The sequence below is a fragment of the Pseudomonas izuensis genome, from assembly GCF_002356535.2.
GTDB lineage: Bacteria > Pseudomonadota > Gammaproteobacteria > Pseudomonadales > Pseudomonadaceae > Aquipseudomonas > Aquipseudomonas izuensis.
In genome coordinates this window covers 4,680,861-4,695,883 of the sequence record NZ_AP017423.2, presented here as the reverse complement: position 1 = coordinate 4,695,883, position 15,023 = coordinate 4,680,861, and the positions used below count along the sequence as shown (strand labels likewise).

The 15,023-nt window shown below is 61.4% G+C and carries 14 protein-coding genes; 6 read left to right on the top strand and 8 right to left on the bottom strand.

Annotated elements, in window-relative coordinates; genetic code table 11:
- Positions 1-87: 87 nt before the first annotated feature.
- Positions 88-1,623: an FAD-dependent oxidoreductase gene (locus LAB08_RS20680; protein ID WP_096509955.1), complete on the bottom strand. Its 1,536-nt coding sequence runs from the start codon at positions 1,621-1,623 to the stop codon at positions 88-90.
- A 310-nt stretch (positions 1,624-1,933) separates the two neighbouring features.
- Between LAB08_RS20680 and LAB08_RS20675 the strand changes: the two genes are divergently transcribed.
- Positions 1,934-3,019, top strand: a complete 1,086-nt coding sequence (locus LAB08_RS20675; protein ID WP_096509956.1) for a DUF1615 domain-containing protein — start codon at positions 1,934-1,936, stop codon at positions 3,017-3,019.
- Between the two features lie 73 nt (positions 3,020-3,092).
- On the opposite strand, the gene LAB08_RS20670 is transcribed toward LAB08_RS20675, so the two are convergent.
- On the bottom strand, positions 3,093-3,653 hold the full coding sequence (locus LAB08_RS20670) for a phage infection protein (RefSeq protein ID WP_096509957.1): 561 nt from the start codon (positions 3,651-3,653) through the stop codon (positions 3,093-3,095).
- 221 nt (positions 3,654-3,874) lie between these two features.
- Here LAB08_RS20670 and LAB08_RS20665 point away from each other — a divergent pair, with 221 nt between their 5' ends.
- Complete coding sequence (locus tag LAB08_RS20665; RefSeq protein WP_096509958.1) at positions 3,875-4,498, top strand: glutathione S-transferase family protein; 624 nt, start codon at positions 3,875-3,877, stop codon at positions 4,496-4,498.
- Positions 4,499-4,623: 125 nt separating this feature from the next.
- Here the strand turns inward: LAB08_RS20665 and LAB08_RS20660 are convergent, their stop codons facing one another.
- A complete protein-coding gene (locus tag LAB08_RS20660; RefSeq protein WP_096509959.1) occupies positions 4,624-5,064 on the bottom strand; it encodes a CBS domain-containing protein in 441 nt (146 codons plus the stop codon).
- A 318-nt stretch (positions 5,065-5,382) separates the two neighbouring features.
- Between LAB08_RS20660 and LAB08_RS20655 the strand changes: the two genes are divergently transcribed.
- Entirely contained in the window at positions 5,383-7,743 is a 2,361-nt protein-coding gene (locus LAB08_RS20655) for a DNA polymerase II (protein WP_096515265.1), read from the top strand.
- Here the strand turns inward: LAB08_RS20655 and LAB08_RS20650 are convergent.
- Positions 7,708-8,178: a DUF1810 domain-containing protein gene (locus LAB08_RS20650; RefSeq protein ID WP_096509960.1), complete on the bottom strand. Its 471-nt coding sequence runs from the start codon at positions 8,176-8,178 to the stop codon at positions 7,708-7,710. The two genes, LAB08_RS20655 and LAB08_RS20650, sit on opposite strands and share 36 nt — an antisense overlap.
- A 27-nt stretch (positions 8,179-8,205) precedes the next feature.
- A complete protein-coding gene (locus tag LAB08_RS20645; RefSeq protein WP_096509961.1) occupies positions 8,206-9,027 on the bottom strand; it encodes an aldo/keto reductase in 822 nt (273 codons plus the stop codon).
- A 289-nt stretch (positions 9,028-9,316) separates the two neighbouring features.
- On the opposite strand from LAB08_RS20645, the gene LAB08_RS20640 reads away from it, so the two are divergent.
- Complete coding sequence (locus tag LAB08_RS20640; RefSeq protein ID WP_096509962.1) at positions 9,317-10,102, top strand: sulfite exporter TauE/SafE family protein; 786 nt, start codon at positions 9,317-9,319, stop codon at positions 10,100-10,102.
- A gap of 20 nt (positions 10,103-10,122) precedes the next feature.
- Here LAB08_RS20640 and LAB08_RS20635 read toward each other — a convergent pair whose 3' ends face one another.
- The gene (locus LAB08_RS20635; protein WP_096509963.1) at positions 10,123-10,491 is read right to left on the bottom strand and encodes a VOC family protein; all 369 of its coding nucleotides are present in this window, start codon (positions 10,489-10,491) and stop codon (positions 10,123-10,125) included.
- 178 nt (positions 10,492-10,669) lie between these two features.
- Here LAB08_RS20635 and LAB08_RS20630 point away from each other — a divergent pair, with 178 nt between their 5' ends.
- Complete coding sequence (locus tag LAB08_RS20630) at positions 10,670-11,242, top strand: DUF4174 domain-containing protein (RefSeq protein ID WP_096509964.1); 573 nt, start codon at positions 10,670-10,672, stop codon at positions 11,240-11,242.
- Between the two features lie 111 nt (positions 11,243-11,353).
- Here the strand turns inward: LAB08_RS20630 and ampC are convergent, their stop codons facing one another.
- Entirely contained in the window at positions 11,354-12,508 is a 1,155-nt protein-coding gene (gene ampC / locus LAB08_RS20625) for a class C beta-lactamase (protein ID WP_096509965.1), read from the bottom strand.
- Positions 12,509-12,668: 160 nt separating this feature from the next.
- Here ampC and LAB08_RS20620 point away from each other — a divergent pair, with 160 nt between their 5' ends.
- A complete protein-coding gene (locus LAB08_RS20620; protein ID WP_096509966.1) occupies positions 12,669-13,556 on the top strand; it encodes a LysR family transcriptional regulator in 888 nt (295 codons plus the stop codon).
- A 114-nt stretch (positions 13,557-13,670) separates the two neighbouring features.
- Here the strand turns inward: LAB08_RS20620 and gudD are convergent, their stop codons facing one another.
- A complete protein-coding gene (gene gudD, locus LAB08_RS20615; RefSeq protein WP_096509967.1) occupies positions 13,671-15,014 on the bottom strand; it encodes a glucarate dehydratase in 1,344 nt (447 codons plus the stop codon).
- Between the last annotated feature and the right edge of the window lie 9 nt (positions 15,015-15,023).

Here is a 15,023-nt window from a genome sequence, read left to right as displayed (position 1 = left end):
CGATGAGGCCAGCCTGTTCAACATTTATGTTGAATCTACCGCCGCCATCGCGGGCAAGCCCGCTCCCACAGGGGGGGTGTGATGGTTTCAGGATTTGCCAAAAAACGGCCTGATCCCGTGATGGCTGAAATACCGCTCGATCACCTTCGGATCCGAGCACGTTTCGGCTATCGCCACATACGTATCCGGCCGCAACAGGTAAAAGCCGTTTCGCCCCAGGCCTGCCGTTTCGAACGCCGGTCGCCAGTCGAATACATGCAGCGGCAAATGATGTTCGTTGCACCAGGCGATCATCTCGTCGCTGGTGTCGCCATACACATGCACTTGCCAGGTCGGACATTTCAGCGATTCGAAATTGTCCCCCTCGCCATCGTGCGCCCAGGGCAAGCGGTCGCCGCCGTGAACGTGCCCGGCCACGCCCGTGCTCAAGGGCATCCCTCGGTAGTTCAGGGTGATCTGCGACACCGTGCGAAAGAGAAATTCGCGGGACGTTTCGAACGAGGCCATTTTCGGCAGCAGGAACGGCGCCAGACGTGTGCGCAGCAGGTCGGCCATGCGCCCTTCGGCGGTGACGAAGGTGAAGACCCGGTCGGTGGTGGCCACCAGTTTGCGGGCGAACGCGATGCGCTCGGCTTCATAGGTGGCGAGCAGTCGGGCCTCGGCACCGCCGCTCAATACGGCCGCGAGCTTCCAGGCCAGGTTGATCGCATCGCCAATCCCGGTGTTCATGCCCTGACCACCGGCGGGGCTGTGCACATGGGCGGCGTCGCCGAGTAAAAATGCGCGCCCGGTGCGGAAATGATTCGCCACCCGATGATGCACGCGGTAGGTGGAGAACCAGTTCAGTTGCTCGATCTTCACCTGCATATGGCCGATGGCCCGACTGCTGACGTCCTCGAATCGCAGGGTTTCGGCGTGTTCGGCGCGTTCGTCACGGACTGTACCAATCAAGCGTGCACGACCTTCGCCGGCCAACGGGAACACGGCGAGAAAATCCGCTTCATCGAGATCCACGTGCAGTTCGCCATTGAACGCCGGCCCGCTGGCCTGGACATCGGCGACATAGAAAATCTGTTGATAGGTGCCACCGGGGAATCCGGTGTCCAGGGCCTTGCGCACAATCGACCGGGCACCGTCGCAGCCGGCCAGGTAACAGGCCTGGCAGGTTTCCTGCTGGCCATCGGGCAGGCGCAGGGTGGCGGTGATGCTGTCACCGGTTTCATCGAACCCGAGCAGTTCGGTGTTGCGCTCTACCGTAATGCCGAAGGTTTCGAGACGGTCGATCAGCAGGCGCTCGTGCTCGTCCTGTGGATAAATTTCGAGGAACGCGTACGGCGTCAGGCCTTCGCCGACCCGGTTCAGGGGCAAGCGGGCCACGGGCTCGCCCTTGACCCAGAAATTGGCTGCCGCCACGCGATGGCCGTTCTTGACGACAGCGTCGGCAAGGTCCAGTTGTCGATACAGCTCCAGTGTCCGCGCCTGAACCGCCAGCGCTCGGGAGGTGGTGCCGGGCGTCGAGGTTTTGTCGATAATCCGCACGCGAATACCCAGTCTGCTCAGCCACAGTGCCAGTACCAGCCCGGTCGGGCCGGCACCGATGATCAACACGTCGCTACGATGCATGTGCCTGTCCTCCTCACTGAGTGGAGCAAGTATGGTCCAAACAGGCGGGGCAGCCAGACCGTGTGTCCAACGACCTCCTGTGGGAGATTCCATGATCTGAGCGGCAGAGATCCCCTGTGGGAGCGAGCCTGCTCGCGAAGAGGTCCTCACATCCAATATCCATGCTGACTGACCCACCGCTTTCGCGAGCAGGCTCGCTCCCACAGGGTTCGTGTCAGGTTGAGGAACAGCGCATCGTCGCGACGGTCATAGCCATCACCCTGCCATCGGCCTTATGGTTGACCCGGCTTTACCGACTTCCTGGAGCAACATGCAAGCCCATCGTTTGATCATGAGCATCGCCGCATTGCTGGTGCTGGCCGGATGCGGCAGCCAACAGACCCGGGAGCCACCGGTGCGCACACCCGCCGAGGTCAAGGCGCAAATCGTGCGCCTGCTGCCGGCTCAAGCGGTTGACCGCCAAGGCTGGGCCACGGACATCTACGCCGCGTTTGCCGCACAGAACATTGCGCCCACCACGCAAAACCTCTGTGCGGTACTGGCCGTCACCGAGCAGGAGTCGACCTTCCAGGCCGATCCGCCCGTACCGGGCCTGGGCAAGATTGCCCGTGACGAGATCGACCGCCGGGCGGCCAAGGCACACATTCCCGGCCTGTTGGTCAGCGGCGCGTTGCAGGTGCGTTCGCCCACTGGCAAAAGCTACAGCGACCGGCTCAATGCAGCGCGCAGCGAAAAGGAACTGAGCGCGATTTTCGACGACTTCATCGGCATGGTGCCGATGGGCAAGACCCTGTTTGCAGGCTTCAATCCGGTGCATACCGGCGGACCGATGCAGGTCAGCATCGACTTCGCCGAGCAGCACGCGAAGGACTATCCCTACCCGGTGGACAGCTCGATCCGCCGTGAAGTCTTTACCCGCCGTGGCGGCCTGTATTTCGGCATCGCGCATTTGCTCGGTTACCCGGTGAACTACCCGCAGCCACTGTATCGCTTCGCTGATTTCAACGCCGGCTGGTACGCCAGCCGCAATGCCGCGTTCCAGAATGCCGTGAGCCGGGCTTCAGGTATCCCGCTGGCGCTGGATGGTGATCTGGTCCGCTATGACTCGATCATGCCCGGCACCACGGAAAAGGCCGTGCGCACCCTCGGCCAGCAATTGGGTATGCGCAATCCGACGATCCGGGATCAACTGGAGGAGGGCAACACGCTGGCGTTCGAAAACACCCGGCTCTACCAGCGGGTGTTCGCGTTGGCCGAACAGGCCGAAGGCCGGCCATTGCCCCGTGAGGTGCTGCCGGGGATCGTGCTGCAAAGCCCGAAAATCACCCGCAAACTCACCACGGCGTGGTTTGCCAAACGGGTCGACGAGCGTTACCAGCGCTGTATGGCGCGCTGAAATGACGGGAAGAAAACGAAAAAAGCCCGGCTGATCAGGCCGGGCTTTTTGGGTCTGCGATGTTGCGATTCAGTCAAGCGACGCGGTTGCCTTGCAGGTGGTCGGAGCCATCGGCGGCGACACGGTTGCCTTGCAGGTGGTCGGAGCCATCGGCGGCGACACGGTTGCCTTGCAGGTGGTCGGAGCCATCGGCGGCGACACGGTTGCCTTGCAGGTGGTCGGAGCCATCGGCGGCGACACGGTTGCCTTGCAGGTGGTCGGAGCCATCGGCGGCGACACGGTTGCCTTGCAGGTGGTCGGAGCCATCGGCGGCGACACGGTTGCCTTGCAGGTGATCGGAACCATCGGCAGCGACGCGGTTACCCTGCAGGTGATCGGAGCCATCGGCGGCGACACGGTTGCCTTGCAGGTGGTCGGAGCCATCAGCCGCCACAGCGCGTTTTTCGAGCAGGCGATCAGAACCGCCCTCAGCCACACGATTTTCGATCAGGCGATCAGAGCCACCTTCAGCCACACGATGTTCGATCAGGCGATCCGAGCCGCCTTCAGCGACTACAGGTTGAGCCGAAGTCGCGGCGAAAGCGTTCACTGCGAAAACCGAGAAAGCGATGCTGAGGAGGGTCTGGCGTTTCATGATCGTGTGCTCCGGGGTGTAATGGGTTGGTATGGAGCAGATGTTACGCCGCAGGATTTTTAAGAGAACTTCATTGACGTGATGGTGAACATCGATGTTATCGATAGGGCGATCGTCCTACCTGTTGTGAGACTGATGATGCAGTCGTCGGACGAACGCGGCGCGATCGGTGGCGGCTTCTACACTGGATAGCTGGCGCGAGTCATCGCAAGGAGGTGTGCATGTATCAGCTCTATGGTTATCAAAACTCCGGCGCCGCGGCGATCGAGGCGGCGCTTGTGCTTTGCAGGGTTCCCTTTCGCTTCATCGATGTCGAGTCATCTGCCGAGGCCGCCCAGGATTTACGCAAGCTCAATCCACTCAAGCAGATCCCGACACTGCAATTGCCTGACGGCAGCATCCTCACCGAGAGTGCGGCCATCCTGATTCATTTGGGGCTGACATTTCCCGAGTCGAACCTGCTGCCGAAAAAACCTGCCGACCGCGATCAGGCGATACGGGGCATGGTCTATATCGTGAGCAATTGTTATGCCGCCATCGGCGTCATCGATTTTCCGGAACGCTGGCTGGCCGAAGCGGATGAAGCTTCGCGGCAAAACCTGATCGCTGGCAGTCGCGCGCGGCTGCACTGGAGTTGGGAAGTGTTTGCCGATCAGTTTTCGGCAGAGCTGTACCTGGACGACGAGACACCTGGCGCGCTGGACGTGCTGGCGGCGGTGATATCGCGCTGGGCGGGAAGCCGGGAGCATCTGCGCAGTACCCGGCCGGGGTTTTACGCCTGGCTGGAGCGCATCGACCGCCACCCCACACTGGCGCCGGTTTTCGCCCGGCACTGGCCGGCCTGAACCACACACACCTTGTGGGAGCGAGCCTGCTCGCGAAGGCGGTAAGTCAGTCAAAGCATGCATTGGCTGACACGCCGTCTTCGCGAGCAGGGTCGCTCCCACAGGGAATATGCGGTGAGTTTTAGTCATTCTCCGCGAATGTACTGTTCCAACTGCTGGATCAGCTCAGCCTGCTCGGCGATGGCTTCCTTGACCAGGTCACCGATCGACAGCAAGCCGATCAACTTGCCGTCTTCCACCACCGGCAGGTGACGCAGGCGCCTGTCCGACATGATGCCCAGGCAGGTGTCGACGGTCTGGTGCGTGTCCACGGTGATCACCGGCGACACCATGATGTCGCGCACCGGCGTGCCCACCGAAGAACGTCCGTGCAGCACCAGTTTGCGCGCGTAATCCCGTTCACTGATGATGCCCAGTACCTGGTCGTTCTCCACCACCAGCAAGGCGCCAACGTTTTTTTCGGCCATCTTCATCAGCGCTTCGAGCACCATGTGATCGGGTTTGATCTGGTGCACTTCCTGGTTTTTCTGATCTTTCAACTTGAGCAGTTGCGCGACGGTTTTCATGGCGGTTTTCCGGGTGTTGTCGTTGTCCTTGAAGAATCGTAGACCCAAGCGCGCAGGGCAAGGGCGAAAGCGGCAGATAACACGCAAAAAACGCCATTTGGCGGATTTTCTTTGATAAACCCCGATCACGAATACACCACGAACCCTGTGGGAGCTGGCTTGCCAGCGATAGCGGTATATCAGATAAAGAAATGTCGACTGACCCACCGCATTCGCTGGCAAGTCGAATCGTCGCACCGCAGCTCCCACAGGGTTCTACAGTGCCTGCTGAATGACGCGTAGAATCAACATCCTGAATCAAAACCGAGGTTTGCAGTGGTGGATTTACCCCAGGGCTTCGTCCTGACCCGGCATTGGCGCGATACCCCGGCGGGTACGGAAGTCGAGTTCTGGCTGGCGACCGACGGCGGTCCCCGGCGCCTCCGCCTGCCTTATCAGCCGTCGGTGGCGTTCATTCCGGCCAGCCAGCGCGAGCAGGCCGAGGCCCTGTTGCATGACGAAAAAAACGTCGAGCTGCGCCCCTTGGCCTTGCAGGATTTCGAACATCGCTCGGTGCTCGGCTTGTATTGCCGGCAGCACGGGCAGTTGATGCGTCTGGAAACCGCACTGCGTCGGTCCGGTGTCGAGGTGTACGAAGCTGACGTGCGCCCGCCGGAACGCTACCTGATGGAGCGTTTCATCACCGCACCGGTGCGCTTTGACGGCACGCCAGGGCCCGAGGGCCTGTTGCTCGATGCGCAGATGAAACCCGATCCCGATTACCGGCCGAAACTCAGGCTGGTGTCCCTGGATATCGAAACCACCGCCCAGGGCGAGTTGTATTCCATTGCCCTGGAAGGGTGTGGCGAGCGCCAGGTGTACATGCTCGGCCCGGCTAATGGCGACGACAGTGCGGTGGATTTCCTGCTCGAATACTGCGAGTCGCGAACGCTGCTGCTGAAAAGGCTCAACGACTGGTTCGCCCGACATGACCCCGATGCCATCATCGGCTGGAACCTCGTGCAGTTCGACCTGCGGGTGCTGCACAAACACGCCCGGCAACTGGGCGTACCGCTCAAGCTCGGGCGTGGCGGCGAGGAAATGCAGTGGCGTGAACACGGCAACGGCAACCATTATTTCGCTAGCGCTGCCGGCCGGCTGATCATCGACGGCATCGAGGCCCTGCGTTCGGCGACCTGGAGTTTCCCGTCGTTCAGCCTGGAAAACGTCGCGCAAACCCTGTTGGGCGAAGGCAAGGCCATCGACAACCCGTACCAGCGCATGGACGAAATCAACCGCATGTTCGCCGAGGACAAGCCGGCACTGGCCAAATACAACCTCAAGGACTGCGAGTTGGTCACCCGGATTTTCGCCAGGACCGAGCTGCTGACGTTTCTACTGGAACGGGCCAGTGTCACCGGTTTGCCGGCTGACCGCATGGGCGGCTCGGTGGCGGCGTTCACCCATCTCTACATGCCGTTGATGCACCGCCAGGGCTTCGTCGCACCGAACCTGGGCGGCAAACCTGCGCAAGCGAGCCCCGGTGGTTTTGTCATGGACTCGCAACCGGGGTTGTACGAGTCGGTGCTGGTGTTCGACTACAAAAGCCTTTATCCCTCGATCATCCGCACCTTTCTCATCGATCCGGTGGGCCTGATCGAAGGGCTCAAACATCCCGATGACGCCGACTCGGTGGCGGGCTTTCGCGGTGCGCGATTTTCCCGCACCCGGCATTGCCTGCCGTCCATCGTCGCCCGCGTCGCCGAAGGCCGGGAAACCGCCAAGCGCGAGCACAACGCGCCGTTGTCCCAGGCGCTGAAGATCATCATGAACGCGTTCTACGGCGTGCTCGGTTCCAGCGGTTGTCGCTTTTTCGATACGCGGCTGGCGTCGTCCATTACCTTGCGCGGCCACGAGATCATGCTGCGCACCCGTCAGTTGATCGAAGCCCAGGGCCACACGGTGATTTACGGCGACACCGACTCGACCTTCGTCTGGCTGCGTCGCGCCCACGGCCAGCAGGAAGCCGCGCAGATCGGCCGCGCGCTGGTGGATCACGTCAACCAGTGGTGGCGCGAGCACGTGCGTAAAGAGTATGGCCTGGAGAGCGCGCTGGAGTTGCAATACGAAACCCACTACGAACGGTTCCTGATGCCGACCATTCGCGGTGCGGAGGAGGGCAGCAAGAAGCGTTACGCGGGGTTGGTCACCCGTGCCGACGGCAGTGAGGAGATGGTCTATAAAGGCCTGGAAACCGTGCGTACCGACTGGTCGCCGCTGGCCCGGCAATTCCAGCAGGAGCTTTACCTGCGCATCTTCCAGCGCAAGCCCTATCAAGACTATGTGCGCGACTACGTGAGCAAAACCCTGGGCGGCGAGTTCGATGACCGCCTGATTTACCGCAAGCGCCTGCGCCGCACCCTCGACGACTATCAGCGCAACGTCCCGCCCCACGTACGGGCGGCGCGCATCGCCGACGATTACAACGACCGCCAGGGCCGCCCGCGGCAGTACCAGAACGGTGGCTGGATCAGCTACGTGATCACCGTCGCCGGCCCCGAGCCGCTGGAAATCCGCAGCGCGCCCATCGATTACGACCATTACATCACCCGGCAATTGCAGCCTGTGGCGGATGCGATCCTGCCGTTCGTCGACGACGATTTCTCAACGCTGATTGGGGGGCAACTGGGCCTGTTTTGAGTCCAGCAGCGACAGCGTCCAGTCGTCCAGGATGCCGTGGAAGTACTGGTTCAGGGCTTGATGAAACGGGCTGTCTTCGGCCGCGACCTGGGCGAACAGGGTCATCGACGAATGAAATTTCAGGTCGTCCGGATGGCCGAAAATCGCCGCTACCGAACGCTGCCGGATGTTCAGCACTTCCTGGGTGCAGGTACGCAACCGGGCGCCCAGCAGAGGGTGATCAAGGTAAGCCTGCGCCTCTTCCCGGGAGCGGATCGCGAAGCGTCGGGACATTTCGCTGTCACCCAACCCGGCAAATTGCGGAAAGACGAACCACATCCAGTGGCTGCGCTTGTGACCGGCGTTCAGTTCGGCCTGAACCCGGTCGAACACCGGGCCCTGCGCCTGGATGAAGCGTTGCAGGTTGAAGGCGTCCGGTGGATCGGTGCTTCTCATGACGAAGGCCTCTGACAGCGTAATGGTTTAGACCATGGCCAGCCGCTGCTTGCGTTTGGGCGCGTGAAACGCTTGGTCCAGCGCCTCCAGATCCCCGGCTTCAAGCTGCAGCCCGGCAGCCTGGGCGTTGAGTCGCACATGCGCAGGAAGGACCGCCTTGGGGATGGCGATCACCCCCTTCTGGCGCAGCAGCCAGGCCAGCGACACCTGCGCAGGCGTCACGCCATGACGGGCCGCCACCTGCTTGAGCGTAGCATTGGCCAGCATCTGCCCGCCCTGACCGATCGGACAGTAGGCCATGACGGGCATCCTGTGCTGCTGGCACCAAGGCACTAAATCAAATTCTATCCCGCGCTCCTCCAGGTTGTAGAGCACCTGATTGGTGGCGCAGGCCGGGGTGTTCAGTTCCTGCAAATCATCGACGTCGAAATTGGACACGCCCCAACGGCCGATCTTGCCGGCTTCGCGCAGGCGTTCGAAGGCTTCGACGGTTTCCTCCAGCGGATACTGGCCGCGCCAATGCAGCAGGTAGAGATCGATGTAATCGGTGTTCAATCGACGCAGGCTGCGTTCGCAGGCTTGGGGAATGCCTTTGCGGCTGGCGTTGTGCGGGTAGACCTTGCTGACCAGGAAAATCTTCTCGCGCTGGCCGGCGATGGCTTCACCCACCACTTCCTCGGCGCCACCTTCGGCATACATTTCGGCGGTGTCGATCAGGGTCATGCCCAGTTCGATGCCCAATCGCAATGCCGCGACTTCGTCGGCCTGCCGGGAGCGGTCTTCGCCCATTTGCCAGGTGCCTTGGCCGATGACGGGCACTTCGGTGCCGGCCAGTTGCGTGGTGCGCATGTTTAACTCCTTTTGATCCTTACTCCGGTTGGCATCAGGATAGCCCCTCGGGTTCCATCCTGGCGGCCCTGCGGCCCATTTGCGCCCCCTTGTAGGAGCGAGCCTGCTCGCGAAGGCATTGTGTCAGGCACTTCATGTGTTGGCAGGCACTCCCTCTTCGCGAGCAGGCTCGCTCCCACATGGGTATTGGAGTTAAGGCATAAAGATAGATCGCATCGATATAAGTGGTTATAAGAAAAATCGCTATGCTGCGGGCCAGATTTCCTCTGTGGTCTATGTGGACGTATCAATGGATTTAGTGAATATCGGGTTGGTTGTCGCCGGGCTGGTCGTCGGCTTCATCGTCGGCATGACGGGCGTGGGTGGCGGGTCGTTGATGACGCCCATCCTGCTATGGTTTGGCATCAACCCGGCGACGGCGGTCGGCACCGATTTGCTGTACGCGGCCATCACCAAGTCCAGTGGCGTGCTGGTCCACAAAAAGAACAACAACATCGACTGGGCAATCACCGGTTGGCTGACCCTTGGCAGTGTGCCGGCGGTGGCGATGACGTTGTGGTTCCTGAGCAGTTTGCACTCGGCCCCCGAAGCGATGAACGCGATCATCAAGCAGGCACTGGGTTTCGTCCTGTTTGCCACGGCACTGGCGATCCTGTTCAAGAAGCGCCTGCTCGATTTCGCCCACAAACGCGCCGGCGGCAGCTACAAGCCGAGCGGTACACGGCTCAATGTACTGACCGTAATCACCGGCCTGGTCCTGGGCACCATGGTGGCGCTGACCTCCATCGGCGCCGGCGCCCTGGGCACTGTGGCGTTGTTCATTCTTTATCCGCTGCTGCCGACCCGCCGCCTGGTGGGTACGGAAATCGCCCACGCCGTGCCCCTGACGCTGGTCGCCGGTCTTGGCCACGCGAGCATGGGCAACATGGATTGGCACGTACTGGGTTACTTGCTGGTGGGTTCGCTGCCGGGGATTTACCTGGGCAGCCACCTGACCGGGCGCCTCTCCGATGAGCTGTTGCGCCCGTGCCTGGCGACGATGCTGGTATTGATCGGTTACAAACTGGCGTTCTGACTGAACGGGCTGCGCCAGCTTCATTCGCGGGTGAAGATTTCCAGCAGATGCCCGTCCGGGTCATCGAAATACACCCGCCGCCCCCCTGCGTAATCATTGACCTGCTTCGGCCGCTGTTTGCCAGGGTCGGCCCACCACGGCTGTCCGCGTGCCTGCAGGCGCGCGAAGGCCCGGTCGAAATCGTCGTCACCCAGTAAAAACGCATAGTGCTGCGAGGCGATCGGCGGATCGTTGTCGTAGAAGTCCAGCGACACCTGGTTGTCGAACCTGACGATCAGCATCGGTCCGAAGGGCTCGGGGGCGGGCAGGCCGAGGAGTTCGACCAGGAAATGTGCCGACCGGTGCTTGTCGCGGCACCAGACGATGGTGTGGTTCAACTGCGCGCTCATGCAGGGGCCCTCACGGCGGATCAACCCGCTCTTTGCCTGTTTTCAGATTAGCCCAGGCTGTTGCGCAATGACCGCCCTGACCTAAGCTTGGGGCAAAGCGGACACATTTGCGAAGCGTCACCGGAACGAACGCCGCAATGCGCAATCATTAGAGCGTGAATATCAAAAGGAGATGCGCATGCTCATCAGGTCACTGACCCTGGCTACCCTGCTGGCTGTCGCCGGCCCCCTGTTCGCCAACGATGGCGACTCCCCTCTGGATATCGACAGGGGCAGGGCTCGACCACTGATTGTCATCGCGCCGAGCACCGTTGATCCCGTCTGGGTGAACCTGAAGAAATCCCTGGAAGATCCCACCAACAAACAGGGTGTCGCCGAGCGCAACATCAGGGTCTACAGCGTGTTGAACATGTCTGGCCAGCTCGACGGCAAGGACATGGGCCAGCAGGACACCATGGCGCTGATCCGCGCGCTGAAACTCGGTGCCGGGGCGTTGCCGAAAGTGATTCTGGTGGGTAAGGACGGCGAGAAGAAACTCGAAAGCTCGGGGGAGGAATCGAAGTCGGTCGACCTGAAAAAAATCTTCGACACCGTCGACGCCTTGCCGGCGGCCGAGAAGGAAGCAGCCGCGCCCGCGCCACCACCGGTGGCCGCAGAGCCGGCCGCTGACAAGGGTGCCAAAGGGGCCAAAGGTACGAAAAATGGCAAACCGGCCAAGCCGGCCAAGCCGCCGGAAATGCCGGATGATTGACCTGTGGGAGCGGGCCTGCTCGCGATAGCGGTGTTGCAGGAGAGGGTTTGTCGCCTGTTATGGCCTCTTCGCGAGCAGGCTCGCTCCCACAGGTAAGGGAAGGGAGGCAGATTACTTGCTCAGTGCACTCAGGATCGTATGAGCCACTTTCACTCGCTCGGCATTCGGGTAGTTCCTGTTCGCCAATATCACGATGCCGATGTCTTTCGACGGCACATACGCGACATAAGCACCGAACCCGCCGGTCGAGCCGGTTTTGTTGAAGAGTACGTTGTCCGTTTGAGGCCGGGACGGGTTCAGCCACTGGACCTTGTGGGCCTCCATGGCCATGGGCGTCGAATTGCCGGCGAGCAGCGTTTCGAGGGTGACCGGAAAGCGGTAGGCCTCCCAGCCCAGGCCCTGGGTCATGTCGCCGACGGTGTAGTAACCGGTGTGGGTGGCGGCGATGGCCTGCTGCAAGGGTTTTTCCAGCGTCAACGGATTCATGTTGGCCTCGACGTAGCGAAGCATGTCTGCGGCGCTGGTTTTCACCCCGTAGGCCTCGGAATCCAGCGCCCCTGGGCCGACCCGCACCGGCTGGTCATCCTTGCTGTAGCCTTGGGCATACAGCGCCATTTGATCCGGCGGCACCTTGAGGAAGGTGTGCTTCAGCCCGAGTTTCGGCAGCAGGGTTTTTTCCATGACGTCGTCAAAGGACGCGCCCATGCTTTGGGCCGCCAGATACCCGAACAGCCCCAGGCTCGGGTTTGAGTATTGTCGATAGGTGCCGGCGGGATAAACCGGTTTCCACTGCTTGAAATAGCCCAGCATCTTGTCCGGCGCATCGGCCGAATCCGGAAACTGCAACGGCAGGCCACCGGCGCTGTAGGTGCCGAGTTGCAGCACGCTGATGTTGTCGAACGCGCTGCCGCGCAGTTGCGGCAGAACGCTGCTGGCCTTGTCGGATAACGACAACTTGCCGCTGGCCACGGCGTAGGCGGCGAGGGTCGTCGTGAAGGTTTTGCTCACCGAACCGATTTCGAACAGGGTGTTTTCGTTGACCGCGGTGCCGGTTTCTTTCGAGGCGACACCGTAGTTAAAGTAATGCGCCTGGCCGTTGACGGTGATGGCAATCGCCATGCCGGGGATTTGCTCTTGTTGCATCACCGGTTTGATCGCCGCGTTGACGATGCTTTCCATAGGGTCGTCCGCCATACACTGGCTGGCGCCGAGAAAAAGTAGGAAAGCACTGTAGGACGCGAGCTTGTTCGATTTTTTAACAAACATGACGGATTCACTTCCTTGAGTTGACAGGGTGTTCACCGCTGCACAATGAGCGGCTTTTCAATTCGGGCCACGGTTGGGCGAAGGCAAATCTATGCAGTCTTTTGAGGCTGAACAACCGATGATATTTTGCACGAGCCATTAGAAAAATTTGGGGGTGGTCATGATTCGGCCGCAATTACCGCTCAACGCACTGCGGGCCTTCGAGGCCTCGGCGCGGCACTTGAGTTTCACACGGGCAGCGGTGGAATTGTGTGTTACGCAGGCGGCCGTAAGTCATCAGGTCAAAAGCCTTGAGTCGCAACTGGGTGTGACCCTGTTCAAACGCCTGCCTCGCGGGCTGATGCTGACCCGTGAAGGGGAAACCCTGTTGCCGGTTTTACGTGAGTGTTTCGATCGTATTGCCGAAACGCTGGAGTGTTTTCAGGGCGGGCATTTTCGTGAAGTGTTGACGGTCGGGGCGGTGGGGACCTTCGCGGTGGGATGGTTGTTGCCGCGACTGGAGGACTTCCGGGCGAAACATCCGTTCATAGATTTGCGCCTTTCGACTAACAACAATCGCGTGGATGTCGCCGCCGAAGGGCTGGATTACGCCATTCGTTTTGGTGCGGGGGCGTGGCATGGCATTGAGGCGGTGCGGGTGATCGAGGCGCCGCTGTCGGTGTTGTGTGTGCCAGAAATTGCCCGGCAACTGAAATCCCCTACCGACCTTTTGCGGCAGACGCTGTTGCGCTCGTATCGCACGGACGAGTGGCCCGAATGGTTCCAGGTTGCCGGCCTTTCGAGCCCGGCGGCAGTGCCGGCGAGCATTGTGTTCGACTCGTCACTGGCAATGATGGAGGCTGCACTGCAAGGTGCGGGCATGGCATTGGCGCCGCCACTGATGTTTTCGCGGCAACTGGCGGCGGGTGCGATCGAGCAGCCGTTTGCGATTCATATCACCACCGGCAGTTATTGGTTGACCCGTTTGCAGTCGCGCGCCGAAACGTCGGCGATGACGGCTTTCAAGGGCTGGTTGCTGCAAGCGGCGCAGGTGAGTGGACAGATCTGACACCTGTGGGAGCGAGCCTGCTCGCGAAGGCATTTTGTCAGTCGCATTGATGCTGAATGTGCCGACGCTTTCGCGAGCAGGCTCGCTCCCACAGGGATTTGCGGTGTTTTTGAGTTAGCGCACCAGGCACGGCCGCTTGTTATCGAACTTCCAGCCCGGAATCAGAAACTGCATCGCCACGCTGTCATCCCGCGCTCCCAGGCCCATGCCTTTGTACAGTTCATGGGCCTTGGCGACCTGATCCATGTCCAGTTCGACCCCCAGTCCCGGTTTCTTCGGCACCTGCACGCAGCCGTCGACAATCTGCAGCGGGGCCTTGGTCAGGCGCTGGCCGTCCTGCCAGATCCAGTGGGTGTCGATGGCGGTGATTTCGCCCGGTGCGGCGGCCGCGACATGGGTGAACATCGCCAGGGAAATGTCGAAGTGGTTGTTGGAATGCGAGCCCCAGGTCAGGCCCCATTCGTGGCACATCTGCGCGACCCGCACCGAACCCTGCATGGTCCAGAAGTGCGGGTCGGCCAGCGGGATGTCCACCGATTGCAACTGGATCGCGTGACCCATTTCCCGCCAGTCGGTGGCGATCATGTTGGTCGCGGTTTTCAACCCGGTGGCGCGGCGGAATTCAGCCATGACTTCGCGGCCCGAGTACCCGTTTTCCGCACCGCAGGGGTCTTCGGCGTAAGCCAGTACATGATGTTGGTCGCGGCACAAGCGGATGGCTTCCTTGAGTGACCAGGCACCATTTGGGTCGAGGGTGATACGCGCCTCGGGAAAGCGTTCGGCCAGGGCCGTGACCGCTTCGATTTCCGCGTCGCCGCTGAGCACGCCGCCCTTGAGCTTGAAGTCCTTGAAGCCATAGCGCGCGTGGGCGGCTTCTGCCAGGCGCACCACGGCCTCGGCGGTCATGGCCTTTTCGTGCCGTACGCGGAACCAGTCGTTGTCGGCGTCCGGTTCGCTGCGGTAGGCGAGGTCGGTGTCGTTGCGGTCGCCGACATAAAACAGATAACCCAGCATCTTCACTTCATCGCGCTGCTGGCCTTCACCGAGCAGGGCGGCGACCGGCACGTCCAGGTGCTGGCCGAGCAAGTCGAGCAGCGCGGCTTCCAGGCCGGTGACGGCGTGAATGGTGATGCGCAGGTCGAAGGTCTGCAAACCGCGTCCGCCGGCATCGCGGTCGGCGAAGGTCTGGCGTACCTGATTGAGGATTTTCTGGTAGGTGCCGATCGGGCTGCCGACTACCAGGCTGCGGGCGTCTTCGAGGGTCTGGCGGATGCGTTCGCCACCCGGTACTTCGCCGACGCCGGTGTGGCCGGCGTTGTCCTTGAGGATCACGATGTTGCGGGTGAAAAACGGGCCATGGGCGCCGCTCAGGTTGAGCAGCATGCCATCGTGGCCGGCCACCGGCACAATCTGCATGCTGGTGATGATCGGGGCCTTGGCGGTTTCGTGTGCGGTCATTTTCTTGTC

What these genes read in the sequence shown, in the direction of transcription:
- LAB08_RS20680 (WP_096509955.1), bottom strand. Translation starts at nt 1,623, where the DNA reads ATGCATCGTAGCGACGTGTTGATCATCGGTGCCGGCCCGACCGGGCTG.
- LAB08_RS20675 (WP_096509956.1), top strand. Translation starts at nt 1,934, where the DNA reads ATGCAAGCCCATCGTTTGATCATGAGCATCGCCGCATTGCTGGTGCTG.
- LAB08_RS20670 (WP_096509957.1), bottom strand. Translation starts at nt 3,653, where the DNA reads ATGAAACGCCAGACCCTCCTCAGCATCGCTTTCTCGGTTTTCGCAGTG.
- LAB08_RS20665 (WP_096509958.1), top strand. Translation starts at nt 3,875, where the DNA reads ATGTATCAGCTCTATGGTTATCAAAACTCCGGCGCCGCGGCGATCGAG.
- LAB08_RS20660 (WP_096509959.1), bottom strand. Translation starts at nt 5,064, where the DNA reads ATGAAAACCGTCGCGCAACTGCTCAAGTTGAAAGATCAGAAAAACCAG.
- LAB08_RS20650 (WP_096509960.1), bottom strand. Translation starts at nt 8,178, where the DNA reads ATGAGAAGCACCGATCCACCGGACGCCTTCAACCTGCAACGCTTCATC.
- LAB08_RS20645 (WP_096509961.1), bottom strand. Translation starts at nt 9,027, where the DNA reads ATGCGCACCACGCAACTGGCCGGCACCGAAGTGCCCGTCATCGGCCAA.
- LAB08_RS20640 (WP_096509962.1), top strand. Translation starts at nt 9,317, where the DNA reads ATGGATTTAGTGAATATCGGGTTGGTTGTCGCCGGGCTGGTCGTCGGC.
- LAB08_RS20635 (WP_096509963.1), bottom strand. Translation starts at nt 10,491, where the DNA reads ATGAGCGCGCAGTTGAACCACACCATCGTCTGGTGCCGCGACAAGCAC.
- LAB08_RS20630 (WP_096509964.1), top strand. Translation starts at nt 10,670, where the DNA reads ATGCTCATCAGGTCACTGACCCTGGCTACCCTGCTGGCTGTCGCCGGC.
- ampC (WP_096509965.1), bottom strand. Translation starts at nt 12,508, where the DNA reads ATGTTTGTTAAAAAATCGAACAAGCTCGCGTCCTACAGTGCTTTCCTA.
- LAB08_RS20620 (WP_096509966.1), top strand. Translation starts at nt 12,669, where the DNA reads ATGATTCGGCCGCAATTACCGCTCAACGCACTGCGGGCCTTCGAGGCC.
- gudD (WP_096509967.1), bottom strand. Translation starts at nt 15,014, where the DNA reads ATGACCGCACACGAAACCGCCAAGGCCCCGATCATCACCAGCATGCAG.